The following is a 25,346-nucleotide window of genomic DNA, read 5'->3' as shown; positions in this document are numbered from 1 at the left end:
TGCGGCACCCGGGTCCGGGCGCCCGAGCCTGCGTGTGTCGTTTCACCGATGCCGCGGACCGGTCATCGTGGTGAGTTCCACCGGCCCCGACCATCCGCAGGGCAGACCGCAGGTGCCGGTGGCGAGTTCGCGCGTCGAACCGTCGCTGTAGGTGACGGTGCGTGCGATGGCGTTCGCCGGATATCCGCACGCCGGGCACTTGCCGAAATAGTCGAGCACTTCGCGCGGCGCGGATATCGCGATCGCGCGCGGCGGAGCGCCCACCGCGGTCGATGTGTGCTGCGTACCCGACGACATGCTCACCCCACTACGTCGGCGGAGCCGGAAGCGGTACTACGATGCCGAACGGCAACGTCATGCTCGGAACCCGGACAGCCGCAGGAGGTCCGGGCGGGGCGGGCTCGGGTTCTTGCACCGGCGGTTCGGCATATTCGCCGGGGACCGTGGGCGCGGGCGGCGCGACGGGTTCGCCGGGAACTTCGGGCGCGAGCGGTGCACCCGGGTCACCGGGGACAGGTGGCGCGGGCACTTCATCAGGTGCACCGGGCAGCGGAGGTGCGGGCGGCGGCGGTTCGGTGTTCGCGGGACCTCCGGCGCAGAGCAGGCCGCAGTCGATCGGCGGTAGGCCGGGAACGGTGAGCAGCGGCGGCGTCGGCCGGTGCGGGACCGAGACCGACGTCATCGGCTCCAGCTCCAGTGGCCGGGGGCCTGCCGCGGCCTGGACCGTCGGCAGTGAGGTGACGGGATCCGGCGACATCGGCAGCGGCAGTACGTAGGTGGGCTGGGCGGGCACACCACCGCTGCGGTAGGCGGCCGACCAGCTCAGCACATCGGCGGCATACGCGCGGGAGTTGTTGTAGCGCAACACCGCACGGGTTTCCTGGACCGGATCCCGCAGGTCGAGTCCGCCCGAGCACAGATAGCGACCGGCGGCCAGGGTGGCGTCGAACATGTTGTGCGGGTCGGCCGCGCCGTCGCCGTTGCCGTCGGCCGCGTACTTGTCCCATGTTCCGGGTAGGAACTGCATCGGCCCGATCGCGCGGACATAGCCGCCGCCCGCGGCGGGGATCACCTCGTTGCCCGGCAGGGAGCCGTCGAGGGCGGGGCCGAAGATCGGCTGCGCTGTCGTCCCGGCGGCATCGACCCGGCCACCGGCGGCGTGGCCCGACTCGATCCGCCCGATCCCGGCCAGCAGATGCCACGTCAGCCCGCACCCCGGAGTGGACGAGGCGAGCGCCAGTTCGGCATTGCGGTAGGCGGCGAGCACCGTCTCCGGGATTCCGAGCGCACCGTCCGAGACCGGCAACGCCACCTCGTAGCGCTGCACCGTGTCCCCGCCGCCGGTGTCCGCGACGGCCGGTGCCACCGATCTGAACATTCTGGGCGGCGGCGCGGAAACCGGCAACAGCCCGACTGTGCGCGCCTGATCGTCGTCGCCCGGGCTCGCCGCCACCGCCTTCGGCGGCTGCGCCACGGGCACGGGCCGTTCACCACCGCCGGCCGAACTCGGCACCGCCGCGACGGCCACCGGAGCAGACATCCGCATACGATCACCCATTCTCGCTCGCCCTGTCGTTACCACCGAGGGACGACAACCACGTTCCCTGTGCCAGAATCATCATTAACATAATCATGGCAATGTGGCTCTTGTCACGGATTTCGACAAAGAATTGCCATTCACTTACGTCGGGTTGTCGGCGCGGATCGATCTCGCCTGCGCACCGGGAGGCCGGGCGAACGGATCAGGCGGGTGCCGTCACGACGTCGGGGTGTCGCCGACGGACCGGTAACGCAGCCCTCGGAGCAGAATCTCCCGGCACTGCACCGCAACCGCCGGACGCAACGCGGGCGCGGTTGTGGTGAGCAGTGCGGCCACCATGGCGATCGCCAGAAACAGCTGCTCGGCCGTGGTGTCGGGATGAATGGTGCCTCGCGTCTCAGGAGTCGCGAGCTTGGCGGCAAGCAAGGCCGAGAGCCGATCACCGATCGCGGAAAGGCCGGGATCGGGATCGGTAGCCGACAGAGTGGGCGCCGGGGTGAGGCTGGAGATCAGGGCAGCGGAGACCGGCAGCTGCGCGATGACCAGGTCCAGGACGTCGTCGAGCGTCGACTCGGAGCGAGCGCCCAGCTCTTCCAATTCGTGGATCTGGTCGGCGAAAACAGCCATCGCGAGGCTTTCCCGGGTCGGGAAGTGGCGATAGAGACTGCCCGATCCCACCTCGGCGGTGCGGGCGATTTTCGCCAGCGAGGCATCGATGCCGTCTTCGGCCAGCACGGTCCGGGCGGCAGCCAGGATCGCCGCACGGTTGCGGGCAGCGGCGGCGGGCCCCCTATTGACACGACGTTGTGATGGCACGCACACTACGGTACCAACCGGAGAGACCTCTCCGGTTGGTGGCTTGCCGCGATGCTGTGGCCCCACGCTCACCGTGCCCCACTGAAGGATTCGACCCCGATGGCCCGTTCCAGCCTCCCCCGCTACTCGTTCGCTCTCGCCGCCTCCGCCTGCCTGGCCGTTCTCACGCCGGTGGTCGCGCACGCGCAGCCGGACGCCGGGGCGAATCCGGTCTATGTCGCACTCGGCGATTCGTTCTCGGCGGGCTTCGCGATCCTGCCCCTATCGCCGGACTCGTCGGGCATCTGCGGTCGCTCGGCGGTCAACTATCCGAGCCTGGTGGCCGAGGCGCTGGACGCCGCCCGGTTCACCGACGTCACCTGCGGTGGCGCCGTCTCCGCCGATCTGGCTGCCGCGCAACCGGATCCGGCCGGCCTCGGGCCTGATCATGCGGCGCAATACGATGCGATCACCCCCGACACCACCCTGGTGACGGTCGGCATCGGCGGCAACGACATCGGCCTGGTGCAACTGGCTGCTTCGTGCATCAACCCGCTACCGCAACCGGCGGGCACCTCCTGCGCCGCCACCAACACCGCGGGCGGGCGGGATCTCATCAGTGAGAACATCGCGGCGTTCGCCCCGACCTACGGCACGGTGATCGAGGAGATCCGCCGCCGCGCGCCGCGAGCTCAGATCGTTCTGGTCGGTTATCCCATCGGCATCCGCCCGGGCGGTTGCCCCGGTGTGCAACCGATCTGGCCGCAGGACGCCACCTACCTCCAGGCGAAACTGGACGAACTCAACGCGGCCATGGCTGACGAAGCCGCCGAACACGACGCCACCTTCGTCAGCCTCGACGCGTCGACCCAGGGCCACGATTCCTGCGCCGGTCCCGAGCAGCGATGGATGGTCGGCGCGATTCCCACCGGCATCGACTCGATCACGCCGCTGCACCCCAGTGCCGCCGGGCATGCCAATACCGCGAGGCAGGTCGTCGCAGCCGTGGCCGGATAAACCCTGATCTGCTGCGTAAATGGTGCGCGCACAAAAGTTGCGCCGATCCTGTTCATGAGTTGTCCAGTGTGTGCCGTGCAGCGCAGCCGCCCGACTCCTCGGGCCTTACGTTCCAGCGACGGAGGCACCGACGCCTCCCGAATTCGGGACAGAAAGGCGCGAGGATGCGAATCATCGGCAACGGCCGGATATGGCAGCGGAGTGCGGCGGTAGTGCTCGCAGCGACCGCGCTCACCGGCACTGCGGTCGGCGGTGGGAGTGCCGCACCGGCCGCGACGTGCTCCGAGGTCCATGTGGTGGCGGCTCGCGGCACCAACGAGCCCGGAGGGGCGTGGAGCAAGTACCACCTGGGCACCGTCGTCGGCAATCCGGTCTACAACGCGATAGACGCCGCGCTCGCCGCGACGACCACCGCGTATCGGGTGAACTATCCCGCGAGCCTGACTCAGCCGATGTCGGTCCAGGCCGGCAACCGCGACCTGGTCGACCACGTGGTCGCTCAGGCGGCGGCATGCCCGGAGCAGAAGTTCGTGCTGGTCGGTTATTCGCAGGGCGCGAACGTCGTCGCCAATTCGATCGGGATCAGCAGCGCGGGCGCGAAGGTCGGCGGCCCGATCGTGGCCACACTTCCCGCGAGTGTGGAGCCGAGGATCGCGGCATTGCTGTTGTTCGGCAACCCGATTCGCGAAATCGGCAAAGCCGTGACCGGCACATACGCCGAGCGCACCTATGACGTGTGCAACGACGACGACCCGGTGTGCGACCCCGGCGGCGGCAACTGGAATGTCCACCTCCACTACACCCGGTTCGCCGGCGAAGCCGCCGATTTCGCCGCCGGGCGACTCTGACCGCTGTCGACCGGCTCCCGAGAACCCCGGGCCGCCACCCGCCCCGCCGACGTAGGATCGCCGTACCTCGAGAGGCTGCGCGCCTGGGCGAGGCGGTGCGTCCGCAGACCCGCACTGCCGGCTGCGGCGCGGGTAGGGAGCGGACGGCGGATGGGGCACAGTGGCGACCACCTCACCGATCTGAGCAGCTACGTCGGCCGCCACGACGAGTCGGCCGCCGTCGCGGAGCTGCTGCGCTCGGCTCGGCTGGTCTCGCTGACGGGTCCGGGCGGTATCGGCAAGACCCGCCTGGCGCGCCGGGTGGCCGGGCAGCACTCCCGCGCTGGAGCCGACGGCATGGTCTTCATCGAACTCGGCGATCTCGGTCCCGGGCATGATCCGGCGGTGGCGATCGCGGACCGGCTGGGTGTGCGGCTGCGTTCCGGCGAATCGGCGACCGATCGGATCCGCGCCCAGCTCGCCCGCCGTCCACCGCTGCTGGTGCTCGACAACTGCGAGCATCTGCTGCTCCCCTGCGCGACGCTGGTCGCCGAGCTGCTGCCCGCGTGTCCGGGCCTGACCGTCCTCACCACCAGCAGGCAACCCCTGGGGGTGCCGGGTGAGCAGGTGTTCCGGGTGCCGCCGCTGTCGATCCCGGCGGCCACCGACCTCGAACCGGCCACGCTGGGCGAGATCGACGCGGTGCGCTTGTTCCTCGACCGGGCCGCCGCCGCACGCGCCGATTTCTCGCTCACCGCCGAGAATGCCGCCGATGTCGCGGGACTGTGCCGGGCCGCCGACGGTGTGCCGCTGGCCATCGAACTCGCCGCGGCACGGGTTCGATCGCTGTCACCTCGCCAGATTCTCGAACGCTGGGCGGGGCAGCTGGCCCTGTCCACGCCCGGCGCCCGCACGGTCCCCGGACGTCAGCGCACCCTCCGCGCCGCCGTCGACTGGAGTTACACACTGTGCACCGAGGCCGAACGTGCCATCTGGCGGCGGCTGTCGATCTTCGCCGGAACCTTCGATCTGGAAGCCGCCGAGTACGTGTGTGCGGATATCGGCGCCGACGCGGTCATCGATGTGGTCGACAGCCTGGTGGACAAATCGCTGCTCGAACGCCACGGTGACACGATCGTCCGGTACCGGATGCTGCGCCCGCTGCGCGAATACGCGGCCGAGCTGCTCGCCGGCGACGACGGCTACGAGTCGGCGGCCCGCCGCCACCGCGACTGGTTCCATCACCTGATCGCCACCGCCGACGACCGCTGGTTCGGGCCGGACCAATCGGCCTGGATCCGGCGGTTACGCGACGATCATGCCGACATCGTCGCCGCCATGGACTGGTCGCTGGATACTCCCGGCGAAGCCGATATCGCCCTCGCGATGGCGTGCCGGCTACCCGAGTACTGGACGTTGCGCGGTGCGAGCAAGCAGGCCCGCACCTGGCTGGATCGTGCGGCAGCGGGTGCCGCGCCCGATCACCCCGATCGCGGCCTCGCCCTCGCGATGTCGGCGCTGCACGCGACCTGGCTGTGCGACCTCGCCGACGCCGACGTCCGGCTCGCCGCAGCGGACGCGGAGGCGGCACGCTCGGCCGACCCGATCGTGGCCGCGCAGGTGATGATGATCCGCGCCCAAGGCTGCAAGATCCGGCTCGACAACGATCGGGCCGCGACCTTGGCCGCGGCGGCGGTCGAGGTCTTCGACGCGCACGGTGACGGCCGGGGTGCGATCGGGGCCCGCAATATTCTCGCGTTGTCGGTGTTCTCGAAGGATGTCGACACCGCGCTCACCGTCATCGGTGACGCGCTCGCCGCGAGCACTGCCGCCGGCGACACCTACTACCGCGACGTCTTGTACTTCAGCCTGGCGTTGATCGAGCTCAGCAGAGGCAGGATCGATGTCGCTCGCACGCTGACGTGCACCGCGCTGGCCTCCACCCGGCGGCGTGACAGTCAGTTCGGCGACGCCTACCACATCGAGGAACTCGCCTGGATCGCCTGCCTGAGCGGGGAGCACATCCGTTCGGCCACGCTGTTCGGGGCGGCGGCCTCGGCGTGGGAGCGGCTCGGCGCGGACCCGGACATCATGTTGCCGGTCCCGCACCGGATGTTCTGGCAGCAGGCGCAGCAGGCGCTCGGGTCCGCCCGGTTCGACACGGCTTACCAGTGCGGCTATGCCATGAGCCCGGACCATGCCCGGCGCTATGCGCTCGACGACGAATCCCCGGCCGTGTCCGCCCGCGAATGCCCGCTCACCCCACGGGAGATGCAGGTCGCCGAGCTGATCGCCCAGGGCGCGACCAACCGCGAGATCGCCGAACGCCTGGTGATCGCGGTGCGCACCGCCGACACTCACGTCCAGCACATCCTCACCAAACTCGAGGTCGCCAATCGGGCGCAGATCGCGGCCTGGTTCACCGCGAACGCCGGATACGTAGCCATGAATGCGTAATTTCGACGATGTCCGGCGGTGCGCTGCCCGGGCACGCTGAACCTTCCACAGCAGTAGGGAGGCGCACGTGCACGAGTCACCATCGGTCGGGCTGCTGCCGCGACCGGCCGAGCAGGCACCCGAGCCGGCCGCGTGGCGGTACGAGCTCCCGGCGATCGCGGCACAGTGCGCACGCATCGCCCGGGCAGATCTCGAAGCCCTGGACCTCGGCGCGGAGCTGAGCTGGGTCGAACATGCGGCGGCGGCCGCGGCCGGTGCGGGCGTTCCGCTCGAGACGGTCTTGCAGACGGTGCACAAAGCGGTCCGCGACGCGCTCGCCACCGCGCACGACGCGCCGCCGCCCGCGCAGCTGCTCGACCGCACCTCGGCCACGGTTCGCGCGCTCGATCTGCTGACGTCCGCGATCTCCGCCGCGTACGTCCATCAGCTGCGCGCGCTCACGCACTCGTCACCGGAGGAAACGCTGGCGTCGGCGCTGCTCGCGGGCACCGCCACCGCCACGCAGGCGCGGCAATGCGGCATCGAACCGGACGGCGAATACGACGTGCTGGCGCTGGCCATTCCACCGCATCCCGATGCGAGGAGGCCGGGCCTGGACAGCCGCACCGTCACGCGCGGCGCACTACGCCGGGTGCGCGCGGAACTGGCCGTCCGGTACGCCGGTCGCGTCCTCGCGGTGCTCTCGGTGGACGGTGGCACCATGCTCGTACCGGCGAGCGCGCTGTCGGCCGATGCGGTGATCGCCGAACTGTCCCGAGCAGCGGGCGTGCCGCTCACCGCCGCGTCCGTCGTCGCCCCGGTGGCCGGGATCCCCGAAGCCGCCGAGCGCGCCCACGGCACCCTCGATGTGGTGCAGCGGCTCGGATTACCCAGTGGCGTGCACCGTTTCACCGACCTCGTACTCGAATACCAGCTCACCCGCCCCGGCCCGGGCCGCGAGCATCTGGGACGACTGCTCGCACCGCTCGATGATCACCCCGAACTCCTCGAGACCCTGCGCTGCCATCTCGCCAACGACATGAGCCGCACCGTGACCGCGCGCCGCCTGCATGTGCACGCCAATACCGTCGACTACCGGCTCAGACGGATCGCCCAGCTCACCGGGCTCGACCTCGGCCGGGCGGACGGATTGTGGTATTTGCGCAGTGCGTTCGTCGCGCACAGTTATGAGAAGGGGTTCGCGGGCGCGGCGTGAGAACGGGCCGCCGCGTCCGCCACAGCGTCGGCCTGGTCAGCTGCCTTGTGCGCCCGCGAGTTCGCGGTCGTGGGCGGCGGGGCGGGCGCTGAACGGGCACTGCCAGTCGGCGGGTTTGGGGCGGCCGGAGTAGCGGCGGGCTTCGGAGAGCTTCTCGTATTCGAGCAGGTTCGGGTTGATGTCGCCCTGCAACGCGATGTCCTGTTTGCGGATCTTCTCCGCCAGGCGGTCCCACATACCCGCGGCCTTGATCCGGCCGAACTGCTCGTGGGAGTTGAACGCCAGCGTCGGGAACGGTGGGCGGCGGCCGTAACGGCGATGGGTTTCGTGCAGGCCGATCACGAAGAACGGGTGGCCGGCGACGCTGTAGCCGAACTCGCCGGACTGCGGGTCCGAGGAGTAACCGGGCGCCCAGGCGTACTTGTCGGCGTCGGCTTCGTGCAGCAGTTGCAGGTGCTGCCACAGCAGCTCTTCGAAACGCAGCTCGTCCACGCCGCGCGGCTGTTCGAACGTGGCGATGAAGCTGGTGAACTTGCGGGCGTTCCAGTCGGCGGCGCCGACGAACTCGGCCAGATCCAGGGCCATCAACCGCGCCGATTCCTCGCCACCCATCACGTCGTAGTGGCGGTGGGTGATGCCACCCTGCCGCCAGGCCGAGCGGCCCGCCAGACAGGCGAACCGGTCTCCGAGCAGAAAAGCCTCCAGCTCAGCCCGCGCGTCCGTCGTCAATCCCGGTGTTCCTTTCCAACCACGTGTCCCTCAGCCGAGGGGGTAGATCATCGTTTCCACGTGGCGAATGCACCCACCTCGACCGCACTGCGCTGCGCATCCTGTCAGGCGAGGGCCCGGGTGCGCGAATCGAGCCGATCGGTGCACGTCAGGGGTTGCCTGCTACGGAGCCGGAAACTCGCACGCGAGGATGGTCGGAATCACACCGCCGGTGTCGCAACCACGGGCGAGGCGGCTTTCCGCTTCCGCCCCGGCGGCGTGCGCGAGCGCGCGGACCGAGGGAACGCGGGCGAGCTGGCGCGTCACGGGCGTGTGCGTCATCGAGCAGGGGGACCGATCACGCGCCGGACGCGGCGATGTTCTGGTCGCCCGCGACGCCGCACGTGATGAACGGCAAGACCTGACGGACCGCGGCGGATAGTTCGGCGCCACCGGCCAGGCGCAGCCGCTGTGTTTCCATGCAGGCCAAGATCATGTCGGCGGTGGCGTCCGGGTCCTGATCGACGCGGAAGACACCGCGGTCCATGCCGCGGGCGAGTATCTCGCGCAGCCGGTCCCGGATCGGGGTGACGTGATCCAGGAGGACGGCGCGGGGCTCGGGCGGCAAGGCCGCCGCCAGGCTCTGCGCGCTCGACGACGACAGGGCGAATTCGGCGAGCACGGTGACGACGAGGATGCGCAGGTGCTCGCGGGGATCGTCGCTGGCCGCCAGTTCGCGGTCGAGGAGCCGCATGTAGTGCTGCACCTGGTGGCGTGACCATGCGAGCAGTAGCGCGGTCTTGTCGCGGTGATAGTTGTAGATCACGGTGCGCGATACCTGGGCGCGTTCGGCCACATCGCGCAAGGTCACCTGCTCGTAGCCGCGTTCGGCGAGCAGCTCACCGAATGCGCCGACCAGGCGCGCCTCGACGTCCGCGCGATGCTCGGCCACCGAGGAGCCGGTGATCTTCGGCAACGCAACCTCCCTCCGTCACGGCCAGCGTATCGGGCCGGATTTTGTGACACCGTGTCGTCATATTATCGTCGGTCGCGAAATCACCCGTGTCGCGCGGGGATCGCGCCGACGAAAGAAGAGCTTGATGACCGTCTCGATGCTGTTCGGACTGCTCGCCGCAGGCCACCTCGCGTTGGCTTGGCTGTGTGTGCGGCGGCTGCGAAGCGACGGCAACGGGCTGCTGATCATCCCGTTGCTGTTGTGCCTGGCGCTGGTCTACGACAACGCGGTCATCGGGGCGGGGCGGGTGATCGGGGCGGGCGAGTTGCTCGAGCTGATGAGTGTGCCGCGGTTCGCGGTCCATGCGGTCCTCGCGCCGCTGCTGATTTCGTGGGCGCGGGCTGCGGCCGAGCGGGCCGGGGTGAGTTGGGCACGGACGCGGCCGGCGATTCTCACGACGTGGGTGCTGACCGGGTGCGCGATCGCCGTCGGCGTAGTCAACGATGTCATCGGGCTGTCGCTGCGGCCCGAATCCTGGGCGGGGACACTGCGATACGCGAACGTCCCCGCACCGGATGCCGAGGCGCTGCCGGTTGTCCTCACCGGACTGTTCGTCCTCGTGGTCGGGATCAGTTTGTGGGTGCGGCGCCGCTACCTGCCGCTGCTCGTTGCCGCCTCGGTGATGACGGTCGCCGCGTCCTCGGGATCGCCGTTTCTGGCCAATCTCGGCGAACTCGTTCTCAGCGCCGGACTCGTGAGCACGGCGCAGTGGTTGCGCCGCACTCCGGAGGCCGCGCCGCTGCCCGGGGCCCGGATCGCCCGGGTAACCAGGACTCTCGGCTGGATCGCGTTCCCCCCGCTGGTCGCGACGACGGTGCTGACGAGCACCCCGGCGTCGGACTACACCATCGTCGCCCTCGCAGAGGCCGGATATCAGATCCTGCTCGTCATCCACGCCCAGCTCGGCATCGCCCTCTACGGCCTGCCACCCAAAGGCAGCCGGTTGCGGCGCTTCCATACAGGTTTCGGCTACGCCAATATCCCGCTGGTGATCGCGAGCCAGCTACTGACGCTGTTCGCGGCCACCACCGCACTCGCCAAACTGCTGTCGGTGATCCTGCTGGTCAGCATCAGCTTCCACGTCGGCATAGGCATCGTATTCGCCCGTCGCCGCCGCCGAACCGCAGCTATCGCCGAGCCGCGATCAGCGGCGGTCGAACTCGCCGTCCGTGGCGCCGGATAGGAATGCGTCCCACTCCGACGGGGTGAACACCAAGGCTGGGCCGCTCGGATTCTTGGAGTCACGGACGCCGACCAAGCCGCCATCGAGATGGGCGATTTCCACGCACGCGTTCGCGTCCGCCGACCGGCTGCTCTTGAACCATCGGGCACCGGAAAGATCAACGCTCACGCCTCGAACTCCTTTGCTATCTCCAGGAACAGCGACCTGGTTGCTACTTCGTCCAACGCTACATGCTTCAGCCTGTCCATGGCTCCCCGATACCGCCGGATTTCAGCCGACTGCTCCAAGTACAGGTGCCCGGCGTGGACTTCCACGTAGACCACCGGCGGCTCAATCATGCGCGAGGATGGCAGCGGCGGGAACTCGAACAGCACGAATGAGCCAACCTGGAGGCCGATGTGGCCATTAGCGCTCAGCGGGATCACACGGATCGAGATGTTCGGTCGGTGTCCGATGTCGGCGAGGTGACGCAGCTGTCGGGCCATGATCATCGGTCCGCCGACCCGGTGGCGCAGTACAGCCTCGGACAGCACCACTTCCATCTCGAAGCCTTCCTCGTCCAGCTTTGCCTGCCGTCGGGTAGCGAGTTCGATCCGACGCTCAACCTCCGCGGTTGGGAGCTGGGGGTAGGCGACCCAGATGATGTCCCTTCGGTATTCGTGCGTCTGCAATAGGCCCGGCAGCAGGGTCGGTTCGTAAGTCGTGAGCCTCACCGCCGCGTCCTCCAGTGCGAGGTAATGATCGAACTTCGGCTCAACCGGATAACTCCTCCACCAACCATTCCCAGCCTTCTTCGCCTCCTCGACTTCCGCCGCCAACGTCAGCAGCCGCTCACGCTCCGCTGCACTCGCCTCGTACTCATCGCACAGCGCGTTGACGTACACCCGCGACAGCTTCGTCGGTAGCCCGTCCTCCATCCTCCCGATGGTCTGCGGCGAGACCTCGATGACCTTGCCCGCCGCTGTCTGGCTCTTACCCGCTCGCATTCGCAACCTGCGCAGTTCCCGCCCGGCCGCCCGTTGTGGGAGTGTCGACCCCGCTGCCATCTCGTTAGCCTCGCTATCGGATTGTTCGAATTATGGAACGCCTCGCCATGGAGCACGTGGTTGTGATCGGCCCACCGCAGAAATTGGTTGTCTCGGCGCAAAAAACCCGACGATGGACATTCCAAAGCTGTGGCGCGGCGTGTCTACTGAGCTCAGCTCCTGAGCGCCGGGCAGGGTCCGCCCCAATCGGACTTCGGCTCTCGGAGCACACCAACCGTTGACGAGACCGGAGGTGCCCCCGATTATGAACGCCCTTCCCCCTTTTCGCCACAATGCGGTCCTCACCATGAGCGTCGAACTCGCACACCGGGTGATGCAGGAGCACATCGACTGCCCCATCACCGTGTGCGCCATCAAAGCGCAAGCGAAAACCCTACTTGTGCAACACAATCGCATGTCGCCGTCGAATCGTATGAAGTTCGGGTACTAGCTGTGGACCGATTGCGCGAGATCGAAATCGACGTCCTTCGCGAGGTGATCGAAGCCGTCGACGCCCGCCTCGACACCATGACCGACCTCGCGGTCCCCCGCGCGAAGGTGTACGCCTCGGTCATCTACGCCGTGATATCCAGCGCCAGAAGCACCGGCCACTACGGCGCGGGCATGCTGGCCAACGCGCCGCTGCTCGATTCGATCCTGTCGGGTGCGGAGGGCACCGAACACGGTGCCACCATCTTCGCCACGCTGGTGGATCTGAATGCATTGAATTAGCGCTGGCAGCACTGCCGGACGGTCCTCGGTCCGGCAGTCGACGCCGATCGGCAGCTAGCGAATCGGGGTACCGCCCGCGCGAGAATCCGCACGGCGGCCTTTCAGCAACCCGCGGCATTGCCTACTCCCCCGGTATACGGTGTGATCGTTTCACGGATCGCATAGCGGAGGGAACCAGCGGTGGGGGCATTGGAGCCGGGGTCGGTGTTCGCCGGATACACGATCGAACGCCTGCTCGGGGTGGGCGGCATGGGCGAGGTGTATGTCGCCCGGCATCCGCGGTTGCCGCGTTCGGATGCGATCAAGGTGCTCGGCGCGCAGTTCACCCGGGACGAGTCGTATCGGCGCCGGTTCGAGCGCGAGGCCGATCTCGCGGCCTCGCTGTCGCATCCGGGGATCGTGAGCGTGCACGACCGTGGTGAATTCGACGGGCGGTTGTGGATCTCGTTGGCGCTGATCGACGGCGTGGATGTGTCGGCGCTGCTGGCCTCCTCGCCGGGAGGATTGCCGAACAGCGAGGTGGCGCGGGCGATCACGGAGGTGGCCGACGCGCTCGACTACGCGGGTGCGCGCGGGCTGGTGCATCGGGATGTGAAACCGGCGAACATCCTGCTCGCGCGGACCGGGCATTTCCTGCTCACCGATTTCGGGATCGCCCGCATGGGGCCGGAGAGCTCCGATCTGACCGGCACCGGGATGACCATCGGCACCATCGCCTACGCCTCGCCCGAACAGATGCAGGGCCTGCCGGTGGAACCGCGCTCGGACCAGTACGCGCTGGCCGCGACCGCCTTCCACCTGCTCACCGGCGCGCAGCCGTTCACCGGTACCAGTCCGGTCGCGGTCATCATGGCGCACGCCCAGCAGCCGGTGCCGACTGTGCGCGAACGGCGGCCCGATCTCGCGCCGCAGGTGGATGCGGTGTTCGCGCGGGCCATGGCGAAGAGCCCGCAGGAGCGGTTCGCGACGAGCAAAGAGTTCGCCGCAGCGCTCGGGCACGCGCTGTCGTTGGCGGCGCCGCACGTGCCGGTCTCGCCGGCCGATCGCCTCGCGCCCACGGTTGTCAATCCGGGCGCCGGCCCCTCGGGTTCGGCCGGGCATCCCGGTTCGTCGGGGCATCCCAGTTCGCCGACCCCTCTGGATTCGGCCGGGCATCCGGGTTCGCCGGGACATTCCAGTCCGCCCGCGCATCACAGTTCGCCCGCCCATCCGGGGCGCCCAGTCCATCCCGCGCCGATCGGCGCGAGCCCGCGCCGCACCCGGGTACCGCTGGTGTTCGGCGGTGTCCTTCTCGCGATCATCGTGGCGATCGGCGCGGCGCTGGGTATTCAGGCCTATCAACGCAGCACTGCCGGCGCCGAGGAAGCCGCGCGGCTGCCACGCCGTCCCGTGACGCCGGTTCTGCCCGCGCTCGACACGCGGCCGGACCAACCGGTGTGGGCGTTGCCGGAGGTCACCGGTCCGCCAGGCGCGCGAACACTGGACGTGCAGGCGCTCGGCGGGGATTCCGATATCGTCCTGTTCGCCCGCACGGTCCGGGTGGGCAGTGCGGACCGGACCGAGTACCTCGAGATCGTGGACGCGAACACCGGACAGCTCGTCGACGGCACCGCACCCATTCCGGTCGACACCGGCGATCGAAGCCTGCGCACCTGCGTGGTGAGCACCGATCATTCGGCGGTGGCCTGCGAACTATCCGGCAGGACCGGCGCCGTCATGGTGGCCGATGTCGCGACGAGCACCATCGTCACGATGCTGCCCGCGCGCGGCGATGTGCTCGGCCTGACCGCCGCCGGTGACCGATTCGTCTTCCTCGACGGGCCCGATCGACCCCGCTCCCCGCAGCTGCGTGTGCTGGGCCGGGACGGGCGCGAACTCGCCCCGCTCAGCGGGACCGATATCGACGCGACCACACCGTCGGGCGATGCCCGGCACGGGATCGAACTCTTCGGCCTGGTCGGTCTCGCCTTCATCACGTCGGGTCCCGACGCGTCGAACCCGTTGTCGAAGTGGGAGTTTCGCGTGGTCCGGCTCGAGGACGGCGCCGAGATCCTGCGGCGCGAGACCGTCGAACCGTTGGATCGCGACACCTGGAACGTCTTCATCGACGGCTTCGTTCTCGACGACGGCGAAACTCGCGGGATCTACGACCGCAACGGCACCAAGACCGCCGACCTGCCGTCGGGATGGCGGCCGAGCGAACGCCCGTACCCCACCGAGGGCGGTACGGCGGAGACCTCCGTGCCGATCGTGATCAAAACCGACGGCAACAAAACGACCTACGCCGGTGTGAGCCCGCGCAATGGGATCGTGCTGTGGGAGCAGCAGTCCTACAGCGCCGACGACAAGCAGCCCGAACGCCTGCTGTTCCGCGGCGTCGGCACCCTGATCACTACCTACGAGATGAGCCGGATAGTGGACGCGTACTCCGGTGAATACGCGATCAGCGCCGCCTCGCCCGACGACTGCACCATTCTCGGCACCGACGGCACCCGCATCGCCATCGCCCGCGACTACGGCTCCTCGGGCAACCGGCTCGAGGTGTGGGACAGCGAGGGGCAGGTCTGGGAAATCACCAGTGAGCACATGGCTGTCGCGGTCGGCGGCAAAATCTATCTGGGAAATCTGCGGTTGTTCTGAGCAGCGGTGCTGTTCAGGAACGCCCCTGCGCCGCATCACGTTCGGCGATGCGAGCCCACACCGCCGGATCGGTGCGCGGCCCACCCGGCGTGTTCGCCCCGTACCGCTCGATCTCGGCTTCGATGTCGAGCGGCCCGGTCAACGCGGCACCGGGACGCAAAGCCTCCTCGACCCGCGCATCGGGCACCAACCAGCACACCTCGAACTCGATGCCGTCCGGGTCGCGGCCGTAGAGCGCCTTGGTCGAACCGTGATCACCGGAGCCGGTGAGCGCCGACGCCCGCGCCAACGTGGACCGCATGGCGGCGAGCTCGGCCAAGGTGTCGACCTCCCACGCCACGTGATACAGCCCGACCGACCCGGGCGGCGGCGCCGCCGGGCTCCGAGCCTGGAACAAGCCCAGGTCGTGATCGTTGGCGGACCCCGCATGCCGCAGGAACGCGCCACCGGGAAACCCCATCGGCAGCCGCTGGAAGCCGAGAACGTCCTCGTAGAAAGCGAGACTGCGTTCCAGGTCCGACACGTACAGCACGACGTGGTTGATGCCCCGCATGCCCCTACTCCTCACCTCGCCACCTCCGCCACGCCGGTGACGCGCGGAATCATCTCCTTCCATACTCCCCCGGTCACGCGCACCGCTGTCCTTCGCGTCCCGGAGATCGGGACCCAACTCCGTTATCGCTGCGGCTTCGTAGACCAGCTGATTCCGCGGCTGTACCCCCATGCTCTCGGACAGGGCGAACAATCCCCGGCGAATCCGAGCGCGCGACCGCGTAGCACCATTCGATGCGTTCCCGCCGCGGGTTTCGCTCGGGCCCCGGCCGTCGGCCCCACGTTTTGTCCGGACCCGGGCGTGTCGGCCGCGGTCCGCCTAGCCTGTTCGCTGTCGGGTTCGATCCCCTATCGGGTGGGAGATGCGTGTGGTCACGATTATCGGCGGCGGGATTGCGGGAGCTGCGCTCGGTGGGGCGCTCGCCCGCGCGAATATGCCGGTGACGGTGTTCGAGCAGCAGCGTGGCAACGGCTCCGGTGGCGCGTTTCTGTTCATCGACGAACGCGGGCATTCGGCGATGCGGGAACTCGGAGTCGATGACGCGGCCGTCGATGCGGCCTCCATTCCGGTCGATGCGCTCGAATACGTCGACAGTGCGGGGCGGCAGTCGAGAATGATTCGCGGGCACCGGTTTTGGCTGCGGTCATCACTGATGGACGTGCTCGCGGACTTCCTCGGTAGTTCGAGCGCGGACGTGCGTTACGAAAGCAGGGTCACCGGGGTCGCCGTCGACGCCGGGAGTTGCCGGATCCAGCACAGCGACGGATCGGCGAGCACGATCGACGATGTGGTCATCGGCGCCGACGGCATCGACTCGGTAGTGCGGGCCGGCCTGGAACCCGCGCGCGCGGCGGTCTACGCCGGCGACGTCGTGCTGTACGGCATGACCACCGGCCCCGCCGGAGCGCCTAGCGACCCGCAGATCCTGCACTTCTTCGCCGAACTCGATGCGGCGGGCGCGGCCGCGAGCACCTTCGGCCACATCTGGCGGCCCGGACAGCCCGCGCACTGGTTCATCCGGATCGCCCGCGAACCGTTGGACGGGCCCGACGACCTCGGGTTGCGGCCGATGGACGAATGGTCCGCCACGGTCCTGGCCGCGACGCCGTCGATCACCGAACTGGTGCGGCCGTTGCTCGAACGCACCGAGGCGGTGCACGTGAGCAATGCCCGCAACGTCCCCCTCGACGACGCCGCCGAGCCCGGCCTGCCGGTTGTGCTCATCGGCGACGCCGACCACGCCATCACCCCAGCCGCCGGTGTGGGCGCCCGCGACGCGCTCGAAGACGCGCACGCCGTCTACCGCGCACTCACCACCGGCGCCTCCCCTGCCGAGGCAATGGCCTTGCGCCGCAAAACAATCATCGAAGACCGCCGGCTGGCGATGCGCCGCCGCGCAAGTGTGTCGCGCTAGGTTGGCCCACTGTGTCCCCCAACGGTCACTACGCTGGCCCGTGACCTGCGAAAGGAGCCGTATGAGCACCGCCACCGCCGACCGGCTGGCCGAGATCGCATTTCCTCTGACACCGTGCCCGGACTTGAACCGGGCGTTCCATGAGCATTGGCCGGTGCGCCTCGGCGACACCGACGGGCAGGAGCGGCTACGCCTCGACGCCGTCGCGCGCTATCTGCAGGACATCGGCTACGACCATCTCCAGGTGGTGGAGGACGGCGATCTGCATCCGGGCTGGATCGTGCGGCGCACCGTCATCGACGTGCTGGAACCCATCGAATTCGGCGACCGGGTGCATCTGCGGCGCTGGCCCTCGGCGCTGTCGAACCGGTGGTGCAATATGCGCATCCAGGTCCGCAGCGAGCACGGCGGCCTGATCGAGACCGAGATGTTTCTCATCCACGTCGATATCGAGGCCGGGCGCCCGGCCCGGATGACCGACCGCTTCATGGCGCCGATGCTCGCCGCCACTGATCAGCACCGGCTGCGCTGGCGTCCCGCGCTCGAGGAATCCACCGGCGTCGACCCGGACCTGCGGCCGTTCCCGCTGCGGGTGACCGACGTGGACCGCTACGGCCACGTCAACAATGCGGTGCATTGGGAAGCGGTCGAAGAGGCCCTCGCCCGCTTCCCCGACGCCCCCGCCCCGCCGTACCGGGTGATCCTCGAACACGCCGGTCCTGTCATGGCCGGCGACGAGGTGCTCATCCGCTCGTGGCAGAGCGCCGACGGGCTGCATGTGCAGCTCGAAGTCGACGGCAGCGCACGGACTCTGGCGCGCGTCGAGCGCGTTCCGCCGGCGTCCCCGGCGCGGTAACGCCGAGAGAGGTCGGAGCGGGCAGGCGCCCCCTCCGACCTGCTCGCGTTCAGCTGGTCTGGATCTCGCTGCGGTCCCCGCTCCACAGCGTGTGGAACTTGCCTTCGGCGTCGATGCGCTCGTAGGTGTGCGCGCCGAAGAAGTCACGCTGGCCCTGGGTGAGGGCGGCGGGCAGGCGTTCGGCGCGCAGCGCGTCGTAGTAGGACAGCGAGGAGGCGAAGGCGGGGACGGGGATGCCGAGCAGGGTCGCGGTGGACACCACCCGACGCCAGCTGTCGATGGCGGTTTCGATGGCCTCGCGGAAGTACGGCGCCAGAATCAGGCTCGGCAGCTCCGGGTTCTCGTCGTAGGCCTCCTTGATGCGGTTCAAGAAGCGGGCGCGAATGATGCAGCCGCCGCGCCAGATGGTGGCCAGATCACCCGGCTTCAGGCCCCAGCCGTATTCGGCGCTGCCCGCGGCGATCTGATCGAAACCCTGCGCGTAGGCGACGACCTTGGAGGCGTAGAGCGCGCGGCGGATGTCCTCGGTGAAGGTCTCCACATCGGTGGGCTTATCGGCCAGCGTCCCCGAGGCCAGGCCCGTGGCGGCGGCGCGCTGGGCGCGCGAACCGGACAGCGCGCGAGCGAAGACGGCCTCGGCGATACCGGTGACGGGAATGCCGAGATCGAGGGCGGACTTCACCGTCCACCGGCCGGTGCCCTTCTGCTCGGCGGCGTCCACGATGACGTCGACCAGCGCCTTACCGGTCTTGACGTCCACCTGGTTGAGCACCTCGGCGGTGATCTCCACCAGGTAGCTCTCCAGATCACCGGAGTTCCACTGGGTGAACACATCGGCGATCTGCTTGGCGTCGAAGCCGAGGGCGTCGCGGAACAGGTGGTAGGCCTCGCCGATGAGCTGCATATCGGCGTATTCGATGCCGTTGTGCACCATCTTCACGAAATGCCCTGAACCGTCGGGGCCAATGTGGGTGCAGCACGGGGTGCCGTCGACCTTCGCGGCCACCGACTCCAGCAGCGGGCCGAGCGATTCGTAGGACTCGGCGGGCCCGCCCGGCATGATCGACGGACCGTTGAGCGCGCCTTCCTCACCGCCGGAGATGCCCGCGCCGACGAAGTTGAGCCCGCGCTCACGCAGCGACGCCTCACGCCGGATGGTGTCGGTGTAGAGGGCGTTGCCGCCGTCGATGATGATGTCGCCGGGCTCCATGGCCGCGGCCAGCTCCTCGATGACGGCGTCGGTGGCCTCGCCGGCCTTGACCATGATCAGCACCCGGCGCGGCTTCTCCAACACCGCGATCAACTCCTCGATCGACTCCGTGCGCACGAAATCACCGTCGCCGCCGTGCTCGGCGAGCAGGGCGTCGACCTTGGCGATGCTGCGGTTGTGCAGGGCGACGGTGTAGCCGTGCCGCGCGAAGTTGCGGGCGATATTGCTGCCCATGACCGCGAGGCCGGTGACCCCGATCTGTGCGCGCGCGGTGGGAGATGTCATCGGCGGGTTCTCCTTGTCGGTCGAGCTCTATGTGAACCCCCGCAGTCTAGGCAGCGCGCCGACAGCGCCCCGGCCCGCGCCGCGCTACCCGCCGAGCGCACCCGCCTTCGCGGCGATCTCGCGCTGCGCGGAGATCGAGGCGCCCATCCAGCGCCGCAGGTAGGCGCGCAATTCGTCCTCGCTGCGCGGGGGATTGCCCGGGGATACCAGGAACGAGTGCATCGTGCGCAGCACGAATTCGACCAGCTCTTCGAGTGCGGGTTCGTCGTAGCCGTGGCGTGCCCAGTCGACGTCGAAGCGGTGGATCATCGTCATACCGAACGACTTGGCCTGCACCGAGGTCATGCTGTCGGGGTCGATGGTCGAGTACGAGCTGGTCAGCACGATGGCCAGGTGCGGGGTGCGGCGCACGTCGGAGAGGGTGAACAGCGCGGCTTCGGTCATCGCCTCGGCCGGATCGTCCAGGCCCGCGACGTGCGCGGCGAGGCGGTCGAGGAATTTGTCGACGGAGGCTATGGCGGCGGCCGTCAGCAGCGATTCGGCGCTGGGGAAATAGCGGTAGACGGTTTGACGGATGACCCCGAGGGCGTCGGCGACGTCGGCGATGCTGACCGCCGCGCCGGTGCGGCCGATCAACTCCACGGCGGTGGCGACGATGCGCCGGTGCGCTTCCTCGTCGTCTTTCGGCGGACTCCCGCCCCATCCGCGTCTGCGCGCCACCGGGCGGACATTACCACCGCCGTGTCCGGGGTCGGCGATCTTCATAAAGCAATCATACAAACAGGTGCTTGGTTGTATGGTTACATGAAGAGCGCTGCCGCACGCAGCGACCGACCCATCCCCGACGCGAGGTACTCCCTGTGACGAATGTGCAGCCCCGAAAGATGGATTTCGGATTCGAGGACGCGGATGTCCCGTTCCTGTGGAACCCGCAGAACCCGGCCTGGTCGAGCATGTCGAACGCGGTCTCGTTCCTGGCCGTCGGCTTCGAGAAGATGATCGTGAAGCTGATCATGCAGCTCAAGCCGGTGTTCACCGACCCGGAGGTCGCCGCCGAAGCCACCGCCTTCATGCGCCAGGAAGGCCATCACTCCACCGCGCACCGTCAGCACGTCAAGGCGCTGATCAAGAAATATCCCGGGCTCCAGAACACCCTGGACGCGGTGATCGGCGAGTTCGATCTGCTCACCGAGGCCACCTCGCACAACTACCGGCTCGCCTACACCGCCGACCTCGAGGCGACCTTCACGCCGGTGTTCAAGCTGATGCTCGACAACGAAGACACCCTGTTCCGCCCCGGTGACGACCGGGTCGCCTCGCTGTTCATCTGGCATTTCGTCGAGGAGGTCGAGCACCGCAGCTCGGCGCTGATCCTGTTCAATGCCGTTGTCGGCGACGAGCTCTACCGCATGCGGATGGCGCCGTCGATCTTCGCGCACGTGATGAAGGTGATCCGCATCGCCTGCATGGGCTTCAACCAGCATGTCCCGCTCGCCGACCGTCAGGTCGACGCGATGGCGATGTTCGCCCGCCACCGCGCCAAGCAGAAGGTGCTGACGTTCTTCGCGCCGTACCTGACCAAGGGCCCGATGCCGCGCGCGTTCGACGGGCTCCCGCGCAAGGAACAGCTCACCGCCCTGGCCGGGGTGTTCCGCAGCCAGATGCCCAAGCACGACCCGACCCACGAGAACCTGCCCGAGCTGGCCGATCGGTGGTTCGAGCGCTATGACGCCGGCTACGATTGCACCCGCTGGTACACCGCGGAGCAGAACAGCTCGGTCGCGTCGGCGGTGAACTCATGAGTGATCTGTGTACCCCGACCTTCGCCGATCTCGCCGAGCGCATGGGCTTTTCGTGCGCCGAGACCGGCGGGCTGGTCGAGTTCCGCAATCCGGCCGGGCTGGAGAACTGGACGCTGCTCGCGCTCGAGGTCACCATCGTGCTCGGCTCGGTCCTGGCACTGATCTACGCGATCGTGCGGATGCGCAGGCACGGTGACCCGACGAATCTGGTGCTCTGGTTCGGCGCTACCGCCTACCTGTTCGTGATCGAGCCGCCGCTATATTTCCCGGGCGCGTTCGGCATCGACGAGCACGTGGACACGATGTTCGCGCACAACCTGTTCACGGTGGAATTCCTGTGGGGCAGGCTGCCGCTCTACATCATCGCGATCTATCCGTTCATGGCAACGGTGGCCTTCGAAATCGTGCGCATACTCGGCATTTTCCGCCGCCACGGCGTGCTGCTCGGCGCGGCCTGTGTCGGTTTCGTGCATCACGCCTTCTACGAGATCTTCGACCACATCGGCCCGCAGCTGCGCTGGTGGGAGTGGTCGCTGGACAATCCGATCAACCAGCCGTTCTTCGATGCGGTGCCGCTGCCGAGCGTGGTGGTGTTCGCGGCGCTGTGGCCGATGTCGCTGGCATTGTGCGTGCAGTATTTCGTGGGCCGCCACGTCGACGCGGGCACGACGTTCACCGGACCGCAACTGGTCTGGCGCACCGTGGTGATCGGGCTGCTGGCCTCGGTCGGCACGTTCGTGCTGCCGTTGCCCGCCACGATTATCGGGATCGGTAGCGACTCCGTGCGCGGATTCGTCTATGCCGCAGAGCTTGTCGTGCTCTCGGCGGTGGCTGCGGTGCTGATGTACCGGCAGTGGGCGGCGTTGCGGGCGGGATCCACGCCGGCGTACGGGTACCGCAATCGGTTCGTGCAGGTCTATGCCCTGGTGTATCTGGCGGTGATGGCGTTGCTGTGGGCGTCGGCGCTCCCGGACTATTTCGGGGCCGTGGATGGGGTGACCGGCAACGGCGACCCGATCGGCAATCTCTGGTACACGATCGGCTGCTTCGTGATCGCCTTCGCGGTCGTCGCGGCCACCTTCACGGTGCCGCAGAACGCAAGCGGGGGAACGAGTACCGACAAGGAGGAGGTCACGCCGCCCGAGGCGAAGACCACTGCGGCCGAGCCTGCCTAGGTCACAACACATTTCGCACGCGCCGCCGCCCACCGCGACTCGTCGTCAGGCCTCATGACCTGGCGTCAGATCGGCCACTGCCCGAAGATGCAGGGCCGAACCGGTCGCGGTGGGCGGCGGCGCTGTCGCGGTCAGCGGTTCGAGCAGATGACCCACGTGATCGCCCAGGTCGCTGCGGGCGATGACCCGTCCGGCGAACCAGCCGGCGGCGCCGTCGAGGATCGGCAAGCCGTGCGGGCCGCTGGACCAGGCGCACCGCGCGAACTTGTCGGTGGACTCGCCGGTCGTCGTCCCGAACAGGCGTGCCAAGTCGAAGTGCTCGCCGGTCAGCAGATGCACCGCGAGATATTCCGCGCGGCGGGCGATCCGGTAGGTGTGATTGTTCTTCGACACCGCCACCAGGAACCGGCGTGGAGTGATACTCACCTGGCCGGCGAATCCGACCAGGCATCCGGCCTTGCGGCCGTCGGCGACCGTGGTGACCACCCATATGGGACCGTCCGCCGCGGCGATGAGCGCGTCGAACGCCTCGCCGACCTCGTCCTGCGACATCACGCCTCCTGTCCGCCACCGGCGTCCTCGGCCCCGGCCTCAGCCCCGGCGCAACGATAACGCCCGTGCCGCAGCGCATGTCGGATGCCGCGGGCGCCACACCGACTTGAAACTACGCTTACCCGAGTGCTATAAGAAATCTATGTCAGATGGCATAGGTTATCTGACAGCAGGACCTCATTGATCGGAGCTCGCGGGCCGGCACGGGCCCGTCACCGCCTGCGTACAGGAGTTCGCGATGACCTCGACCTTCAGCAGCGATGCAGACCTCGTCGTCCCCCATTCCGACCACACCGCGCCCGCCGACAGCGGCACCGACGAATGGCGGCACGGCACCGTGGCCTGGTTCAACGCGGAGAAGGGATTCGGGTTCCTCTCCCCCGATGACGGCACCGAGGCGGTCTTCGTCGACTTCTCCGCGATCGAGACCACCGGCTACAAGACCCTGTCCGCCGGACAACCGGTCGTTTTCACCACCACGCACACCCGCAGCGGTCCCGAAGCCGTGAAGGTTCGCCCGTACACGCGGTCACCGCACCGTCCGCACCGATCCCGGCCGAAAGGAATCCGATGGCACCACAGCACGCGCACCAGTACATCCTCGCCTTCCTCGCCTGCCTCGCCGTCCTCGCTGCCGTCGGTACCGCACCGGTGATCCTGATCGGGCTCAGCCTGCTGGCCGCCACGGCGATGCTGGTCGCGCTGGTCGTCGACACCGGGGCGCGCACCGGGCATTAGCGCTGCGGCGAACCGGCCGACACCGAATCATCGGGTGCCGCGATGACGCGGACGGTCGTCGCGCGTGGAGTCGCGGCCCTCGGCATCACGGCCGGAGAACTCGCGGCCCTCGGAGGACGCGGACCCGTCCGCTTCGACCTGCCGTGTGGTGAGCAGTGCTGCCGGCGGCATGTATTCGTCGATCAGCTCGCGCGACCACCAGGCCCCGGTGCGGCGTCGCTCCTCGCGAGAAGTGAACCGGTAGACGTACAGCAGCGCGCGCACGTACTTCGGCGGTCGCTGCGGGAACGGATTCGTGCCGAGTAGCCGCAGTGTCGCCGGATCGCCTTGCAGCAGTTTGACCATCAGGCTCAGGAACCAGGTTTCGGCGTAGCGGCTCGACATGGCCGCGAACCACATCATCCAGTCCAGCCGCAGGTGATAGGGCGCCACCTGACGCGGCCGCCGGGTGGGTGTGCCCGGCTTGCCTTTGAACTCGTACGGCTTCCAGGTGGGGTCGGCGTCGGGGTCGTCGTCGGTGCCCTCGATGACGATCTCGAACCGGGTGCGGGTGATATGGCCGAACAGGCCGTAGGTGTTGCCGAGATAGAAGCGGTTGAACGCGGCGTTCATCACCTGGTTGCGCGAAGCCATATTGCGCACCGGCGCCCAGCTCAGCGCCACCATCATCACGGCGACGACCGTGACGAGGACGGTGAACCAGACCGGCCCGTCCGGCGCGGCAGTCGGTTCGATGGGCAGGATCGCGTTCAGCAAGCGGCCGTCGAGGGCGAGCGTGGCCAGGGTGATGGTAAGCAGGTTCAGCCAGGCGAAATTCCCGCTGACCATCAACCACAGCTGCGTGACGATGATGATCACCGCCGACACCGACGCGATCGGCTGCGGGCACAGCAGCCCGAACGGCACGATCAGTTGCGCCACATGGTTGCCGAGCACCTCCAAGCGGTGGATCGGTTTGGGCAGATGGTGGAAATACCAGCTGAACCGATTCGGCAGCGGCTGGGTCTCGTGGTGGTAGTAGAGGGCGGTGAGGTCACGCCAGGCCGGATCGTTTCGGATCTTGATCAAGCCGGCGCCGACCTCGAGCCGCAGCAACACCCAGCGCAGCAGGAACACCATCAGGATCGGTGGCGCGGTGTCGGAGTTGCCGAGGAAGATCGCCAGGAACCCGACTTCCAGCAGCAGCATCTCCCAGACGAAGCCGTAGAAGGCCCGCCCGGCGTGCACGAACGACAGATACAGCACCCACAGCGTCGCCCAGAGCGCCATGGCCACGGCCAACGGCACCACATCGAGAACTCCGACCACGACGGATGCCGACAGCACGACGCCGAGCCCAGCCAGCACCATCGCCATCCGATCGGAGTAGTGCAACTGGAACAGGCTGGGCGCGCGCCGGAACCCCGCCGCCCGCAGGTACCGGCGCGCGGGCAGCAATCCGTGGTCGCCGCACAGTGCCCGGAACTGGGCCAGCGTCGATACGAAGGCAACCAGGTACACCAGCCCGAGCAGTCGCTCGAAGATCAGCCGGGCCAGCACGTAACCGGAGTCGTAGAACCCGAACATCGCGCCGATCGCCTACGTTCGACATCACCGTCTGTGAAGGAAAACACCTGATCGGGCGGTG

24 protein-coding genes and 1 pseudogene are annotated in these 25,346 nt (G+C 68.3%); 13 read left to right on the top strand and 12 right to left on the bottom strand.

Going from position 1 to position 25,346, the window contains the following annotated elements; translation table 11 throughout:
* Window positions 1-42 precede the first annotated feature (42 nt).
* From FEK34_RS18015 to FEK34_RS18005, 3 genes are all read right to left on the bottom strand, one after another.
* Complete coding sequence (locus FEK34_RS18015) at window positions 43-297, bottom strand: hypothetical protein (protein WP_138448955.1); 255 nt, start codon at window positions 295-297, stop codon at window positions 43-45.
* A 10-nt stretch (window positions 298-307) separates the two neighbouring features.
* Window positions 308-1,540: a lytic transglycosylase domain-containing protein gene (locus FEK34_RS18010; protein WP_432760960.1), complete on the bottom strand. Its 1,233-nt coding sequence runs from the start codon at window positions 1,538-1,540 to the stop codon at window positions 308-310.
* 216 nt (window positions 1,541-1,756) lie between these two features.
* The gene (locus tag FEK34_RS18005; RefSeq protein ID WP_138448952.1) at window positions 1,757-2,356 is read right to left on the bottom strand and encodes a TetR/AcrR family transcriptional regulator; all 600 of its coding nucleotides are present in this window, start codon (window positions 2,354-2,356) and stop codon (window positions 1,757-1,759) included.
* A gap of 99 nt (window positions 2,357-2,455) precedes the next feature.
* Here FEK34_RS18005 and FEK34_RS18000 point away from each other — a divergent pair, with 99 nt between their 5' ends.
* The 4 genes from FEK34_RS18000 to FEK34_RS17985 all read left to right on the top strand — a co-directional run bounded on the left by FEK34_RS18000 (window position 2,456) and on the right by FEK34_RS17985 (window position 7,831).
* A complete protein-coding gene (locus FEK34_RS18000) occupies window positions 2,456-3,352 on the top strand; it encodes an SGNH/GDSL hydrolase family protein (protein WP_138448950.1) in 897 nt (298 codons plus the stop codon).
* Between the two features lie 164 nt (window positions 3,353-3,516).
* The gene (locus tag FEK34_RS17995; RefSeq protein ID WP_138448949.1) at window positions 3,517-4,200 is read left to right on the top strand and encodes a cutinase family protein; all 684 of its coding nucleotides are present in this window, start codon (window positions 3,517-3,519) and stop codon (window positions 4,198-4,200) included.
* A 150-nt stretch (window positions 4,201-4,350) separates the two neighbouring features.
* The gene (locus FEK34_RS17990; RefSeq protein ID WP_138448947.1) at window positions 4,351-6,636 is read left to right on the top strand and encodes an ATP-binding protein; all 2,286 of its coding nucleotides are present in this window, start codon (window positions 4,351-4,353) and stop codon (window positions 6,634-6,636) included.
* Between the two features lie 67 nt (window positions 6,637-6,703).
* The gene (locus tag FEK34_RS17985) at window positions 6,704-7,831 is read left to right on the top strand and encodes a PucR family transcriptional regulator (protein ID WP_138448945.1); all 1,128 of its coding nucleotides are present in this window, start codon (window positions 6,704-6,706) and stop codon (window positions 7,829-7,831) included.
* A 36-nt stretch (window positions 7,832-7,867) separates the two neighbouring features.
* Here FEK34_RS17985 and gntA read toward each other — a convergent pair whose 3' ends face one another.
* Window positions 7,868-8,560, bottom strand: coding sequence for a guanitoxin biosynthesis heme-dependent pre-guanitoxin N-hydroxylase GntA (gntA, locus tag FEK34_RS17980; protein WP_138448943.1), 693 nt, complete (start codon window positions 8,558-8,560; stop codon window positions 7,868-7,870).
* Between the two features lie 337 nt (window positions 8,561-8,897).
* Complete coding sequence (locus FEK34_RS17975; protein WP_138448941.1) at window positions 8,898-9,515, bottom strand: TetR/AcrR family transcriptional regulator; 618 nt, start codon at window positions 9,513-9,515, stop codon at window positions 8,898-8,900.
* 124 nt (window positions 9,516-9,639) lie between these two features.
* Between FEK34_RS17975 and FEK34_RS17970 the strand changes: the two genes are divergently transcribed.
* Window positions 9,640-10,737: a hypothetical protein gene (locus FEK34_RS17970; RefSeq protein WP_138448939.1), complete on the top strand. Its 1,098-nt coding sequence runs from the start codon at window positions 9,640-9,642 to the stop codon at window positions 10,735-10,737.
* Here the strand turns inward: FEK34_RS17970 and FEK34_RS17965 are convergent.
* Window positions 10,699-10,905, bottom strand: a complete 207-nt coding sequence (locus FEK34_RS17965; RefSeq protein WP_138448937.1) for a DUF397 domain-containing protein — start codon at window positions 10,903-10,905, stop codon at window positions 10,699-10,701. The genes FEK34_RS17970 and FEK34_RS17965 overlap by 39 nt on opposite strands.
* Window positions 10,902-11,783: a helix-turn-helix domain-containing protein gene (locus tag FEK34_RS17960; RefSeq protein WP_138448935.1), complete on the bottom strand. Its 882-nt coding sequence runs from the start codon at window positions 11,781-11,783 to the stop codon at window positions 10,902-10,904. Before FEK34_RS17960 ends, FEK34_RS17965 begins: the two co-directional genes overlap by 4 nt.
* A 432-nt stretch (window positions 11,784-12,215) precedes the next feature.
* On the opposite strand from FEK34_RS17960, the gene FEK34_RS17950 reads away from it, so the two are divergent.
* Both FEK34_RS17950 and FEK34_RS17945 read left to right on the top strand, forming a co-directional pair.
* Window positions 12,216-12,494: a hypothetical protein gene (locus tag FEK34_RS17950; protein WP_138448933.1), complete on the top strand. Its 279-nt coding sequence runs from the start codon at window positions 12,216-12,218 to the stop codon at window positions 12,492-12,494.
* A gap of 180 nt (window positions 12,495-12,674) precedes the next feature.
* Complete coding sequence (locus tag FEK34_RS17945; RefSeq protein WP_138448932.1) at window positions 12,675-15,134, top strand: serine/threonine-protein kinase; 2,460 nt, start codon at window positions 12,675-12,677, stop codon at window positions 15,132-15,134.
* Window positions 15,135-15,147: 13 nt separating this feature from the next.
* On the opposite strand, the gene FEK34_RS17940 is transcribed toward FEK34_RS17945, so the two are convergent.
* The gene (locus FEK34_RS17940; protein WP_138448931.1) at window positions 15,148-15,687 is read right to left on the bottom strand and encodes a VOC family protein; all 540 of its coding nucleotides are present in this window, start codon (window positions 15,685-15,687) and stop codon (window positions 15,148-15,150) included.
* 367 nt (window positions 15,688-16,054) lie between these two features.
* Between FEK34_RS17940 and FEK34_RS17935 the strand changes: the two genes are divergently transcribed.
* The gene (locus FEK34_RS17935) at window positions 16,055-17,101 is read left to right on the top strand and encodes an FAD-dependent oxidoreductase (protein ID WP_171048269.1); all 1,047 of its coding nucleotides are present in this window, start codon (window positions 16,055-16,057) and stop codon (window positions 17,099-17,101) included.
* Between the two features lie 61 nt (window positions 17,102-17,162).
* Window positions 17,163-17,957: an acyl-[acyl-carrier-protein] thioesterase gene (locus FEK34_RS17930; protein ID WP_138448929.1), complete on the top strand. Its 795-nt coding sequence runs from the start codon at window positions 17,163-17,165 to the stop codon at window positions 17,955-17,957.
* A 49-nt stretch (window positions 17,958-18,006) separates the two neighbouring features.
* Here the strand turns inward: FEK34_RS17930 and gndA are convergent, their stop codons facing one another.
* Complete coding sequence (gene gndA / locus FEK34_RS17925; protein WP_138448928.1) at window positions 18,007-19,452, bottom strand: NADP-dependent phosphogluconate dehydrogenase; 1,446 nt, start codon at window positions 19,450-19,452, stop codon at window positions 18,007-18,009.
* An 84-nt stretch (window positions 19,453-19,536) separates the two neighbouring features.
* Window positions 19,537-20,172 (bottom strand): TetR/AcrR family transcriptional regulator, encoded by a 636-nt coding sequence (locus tag FEK34_RS17920; protein ID WP_138449163.1) that lies wholly within the window; start codon window positions 20,170-20,172, stop codon window positions 19,537-19,539.
* 140 nt (window positions 20,173-20,312) lie between these two features.
* On the opposite strand from FEK34_RS17920, the gene FEK34_RS17915 reads away from it, so the two are divergent.
* Window positions 20,313-21,254, top strand: a complete 942-nt coding sequence (locus tag FEK34_RS17915; RefSeq protein WP_138448927.1) for a metal-dependent hydrolase — start codon at window positions 20,313-20,315, stop codon at window positions 21,252-21,254.
* Complete coding sequence (locus tag FEK34_RS17910) at window positions 21,251-22,429, top strand: hypothetical protein (protein WP_138448926.1); 1,179 nt, start codon at window positions 21,251-21,253, stop codon at window positions 22,427-22,429. The genes FEK34_RS17915 and FEK34_RS17910 overlap by 4 nt, the downstream gene beginning before the upstream one ends.
* Before the next feature lie 45 nt (window positions 22,430-22,474).
* Here FEK34_RS17910 and FEK34_RS17905 read toward each other — a convergent pair whose 3' ends face one another.
* A complete protein-coding gene (locus FEK34_RS17905; protein ID WP_138448925.1) occupies window positions 22,475-22,981 on the bottom strand; it encodes a flavin reductase family protein in 507 nt (168 codons plus the stop codon).
* 238 nt (window positions 22,982-23,219) lie between these two features.
* On the opposite strand from FEK34_RS17905, the pseudogene FEK34_RS31385 reads away from it, so the two are divergent.
* Together FEK34_RS31385 and FEK34_RS31285 are read left to right on the top strand one after the other, a co-directional pair.
* Window positions 23,220-23,486, top strand: a pseudogene (locus FEK34_RS31385) (cold-shock protein); the annotation flags it as partial.
* Between the two features lie 65 nt (window positions 23,487-23,551).
* Complete coding sequence (locus tag FEK34_RS31285) at window positions 23,552-23,719, top strand: hypothetical protein (protein ID WP_249358187.1); 168 nt, start codon at window positions 23,552-23,554, stop codon at window positions 23,717-23,719.
* Window positions 23,720-23,746: 27 nt separating this feature from the next.
* Here the strand turns inward: FEK34_RS31285 and FEK34_RS17895 are convergent, their stop codons facing one another.
* Entirely contained in the window at window positions 23,747-25,285 is a 1,539-nt protein-coding gene (locus tag FEK34_RS17895) for a lipase maturation factor family protein (RefSeq protein ID WP_249359336.1), read from the bottom strand.
* Window positions 25,286-25,346 lie beyond the last annotated feature (61 nt).

The sequence above is a fragment of the Nocardia cyriacigeorgica genome, from assembly GCF_005863245.1.
Classification (GTDB): Bacteria; Actinomycetota; Actinomycetes; order Mycobacteriales; family Mycobacteriaceae; genus Nocardia; species Nocardia cyriacigeorgica_C.
Note: the sequence above shows the minus strand (reverse complement) of the source record. Positions and strands in the feature narration are given on the sequence as shown.

What these genes read in the sequence shown, in the direction of transcription:
- FEK34_RS17995 (WP_138448949.1), top strand. Translation starts at nt 3,517, where the DNA reads ATGCGAATCATCGGCAACGGCCGGATATGGCAGCGGAGTGCGGCGGTA.
- gndA (WP_138448928.1), bottom strand. Translation starts at nt 19,452, where the DNA reads ATGACATCTCCCACCGCGCGCGCACAGATCGGGGTCACCGGCCTCGCG.
- FEK34_RS17960 (WP_138448935.1), bottom strand. Translation starts at nt 11,783, where the DNA reads ATGGCAGCGGGGTCGACACTCCCACAACGGGCGGCCGGGCGGGAACTG.
- FEK34_RS18010 (WP_432760960.1), bottom strand. Translation starts at nt 1,540, where the DNA reads ATGTCTGCTCCGGTGGCCGTCGCGGCGGTGCCGAGTTCGGCCGGCGGT.
- FEK34_RS17970 (WP_138448939.1), top strand. Translation starts at nt 9,640, where the DNA reads ATGACCGTCTCGATGCTGTTCGGACTGCTCGCCGCAGGCCACCTCGCG.
- FEK34_RS17895 (WP_249359336.1), bottom strand. Translation starts at nt 25,285, where the DNA reads ATGTTCGGGTTCTACGACTCCGGTTACGTGCTGGCCCGGCTGATCTTC.
- FEK34_RS17905 (WP_138448925.1), bottom strand. Translation starts at nt 22,981, where the DNA reads ATGTCGCAGGACGAGGTCGGCGAGGCGTTCGACGCGCTCATCGCCGCG.
- FEK34_RS18000 (WP_138448950.1), top strand. Translation starts at nt 2,456, where the DNA reads ATGGCCCGTTCCAGCCTCCCCCGCTACTCGTTCGCTCTCGCCGCCTCC.
- FEK34_RS17910 (WP_138448926.1), top strand. Translation starts at nt 21,251, where the DNA reads ATGAGTGATCTGTGTACCCCGACCTTCGCCGATCTCGCCGAGCGCATG.
- FEK34_RS17990 (WP_138448947.1), top strand. Translation starts at nt 4,351, where the DNA reads ATGGGGCACAGTGGCGACCACCTCACCGATCTGAGCAGCTACGTCGGC.
- FEK34_RS18015 (WP_138448955.1), bottom strand. Translation starts at nt 297, where the DNA reads ATGTCGTCGGGTACGCAGCACACATCGACCGCGGTGGGCGCTCCGCCG.
- FEK34_RS31285 (WP_249358187.1), top strand. Translation starts at nt 23,552, where the DNA reads ATGGCACCACAGCACGCGCACCAGTACATCCTCGCCTTCCTCGCCTGC.
- FEK34_RS17930 (WP_138448929.1), top strand. Translation starts at nt 17,163, where the DNA reads ATGAGCACCGCCACCGCCGACCGGCTGGCCGAGATCGCATTTCCTCTG.
- FEK34_RS17940 (WP_138448931.1), bottom strand. Translation starts at nt 15,687, where the DNA reads ATGCGGGGCATCAACCACGTCGTGCTGTACGTGTCGGACCTGGAACGC.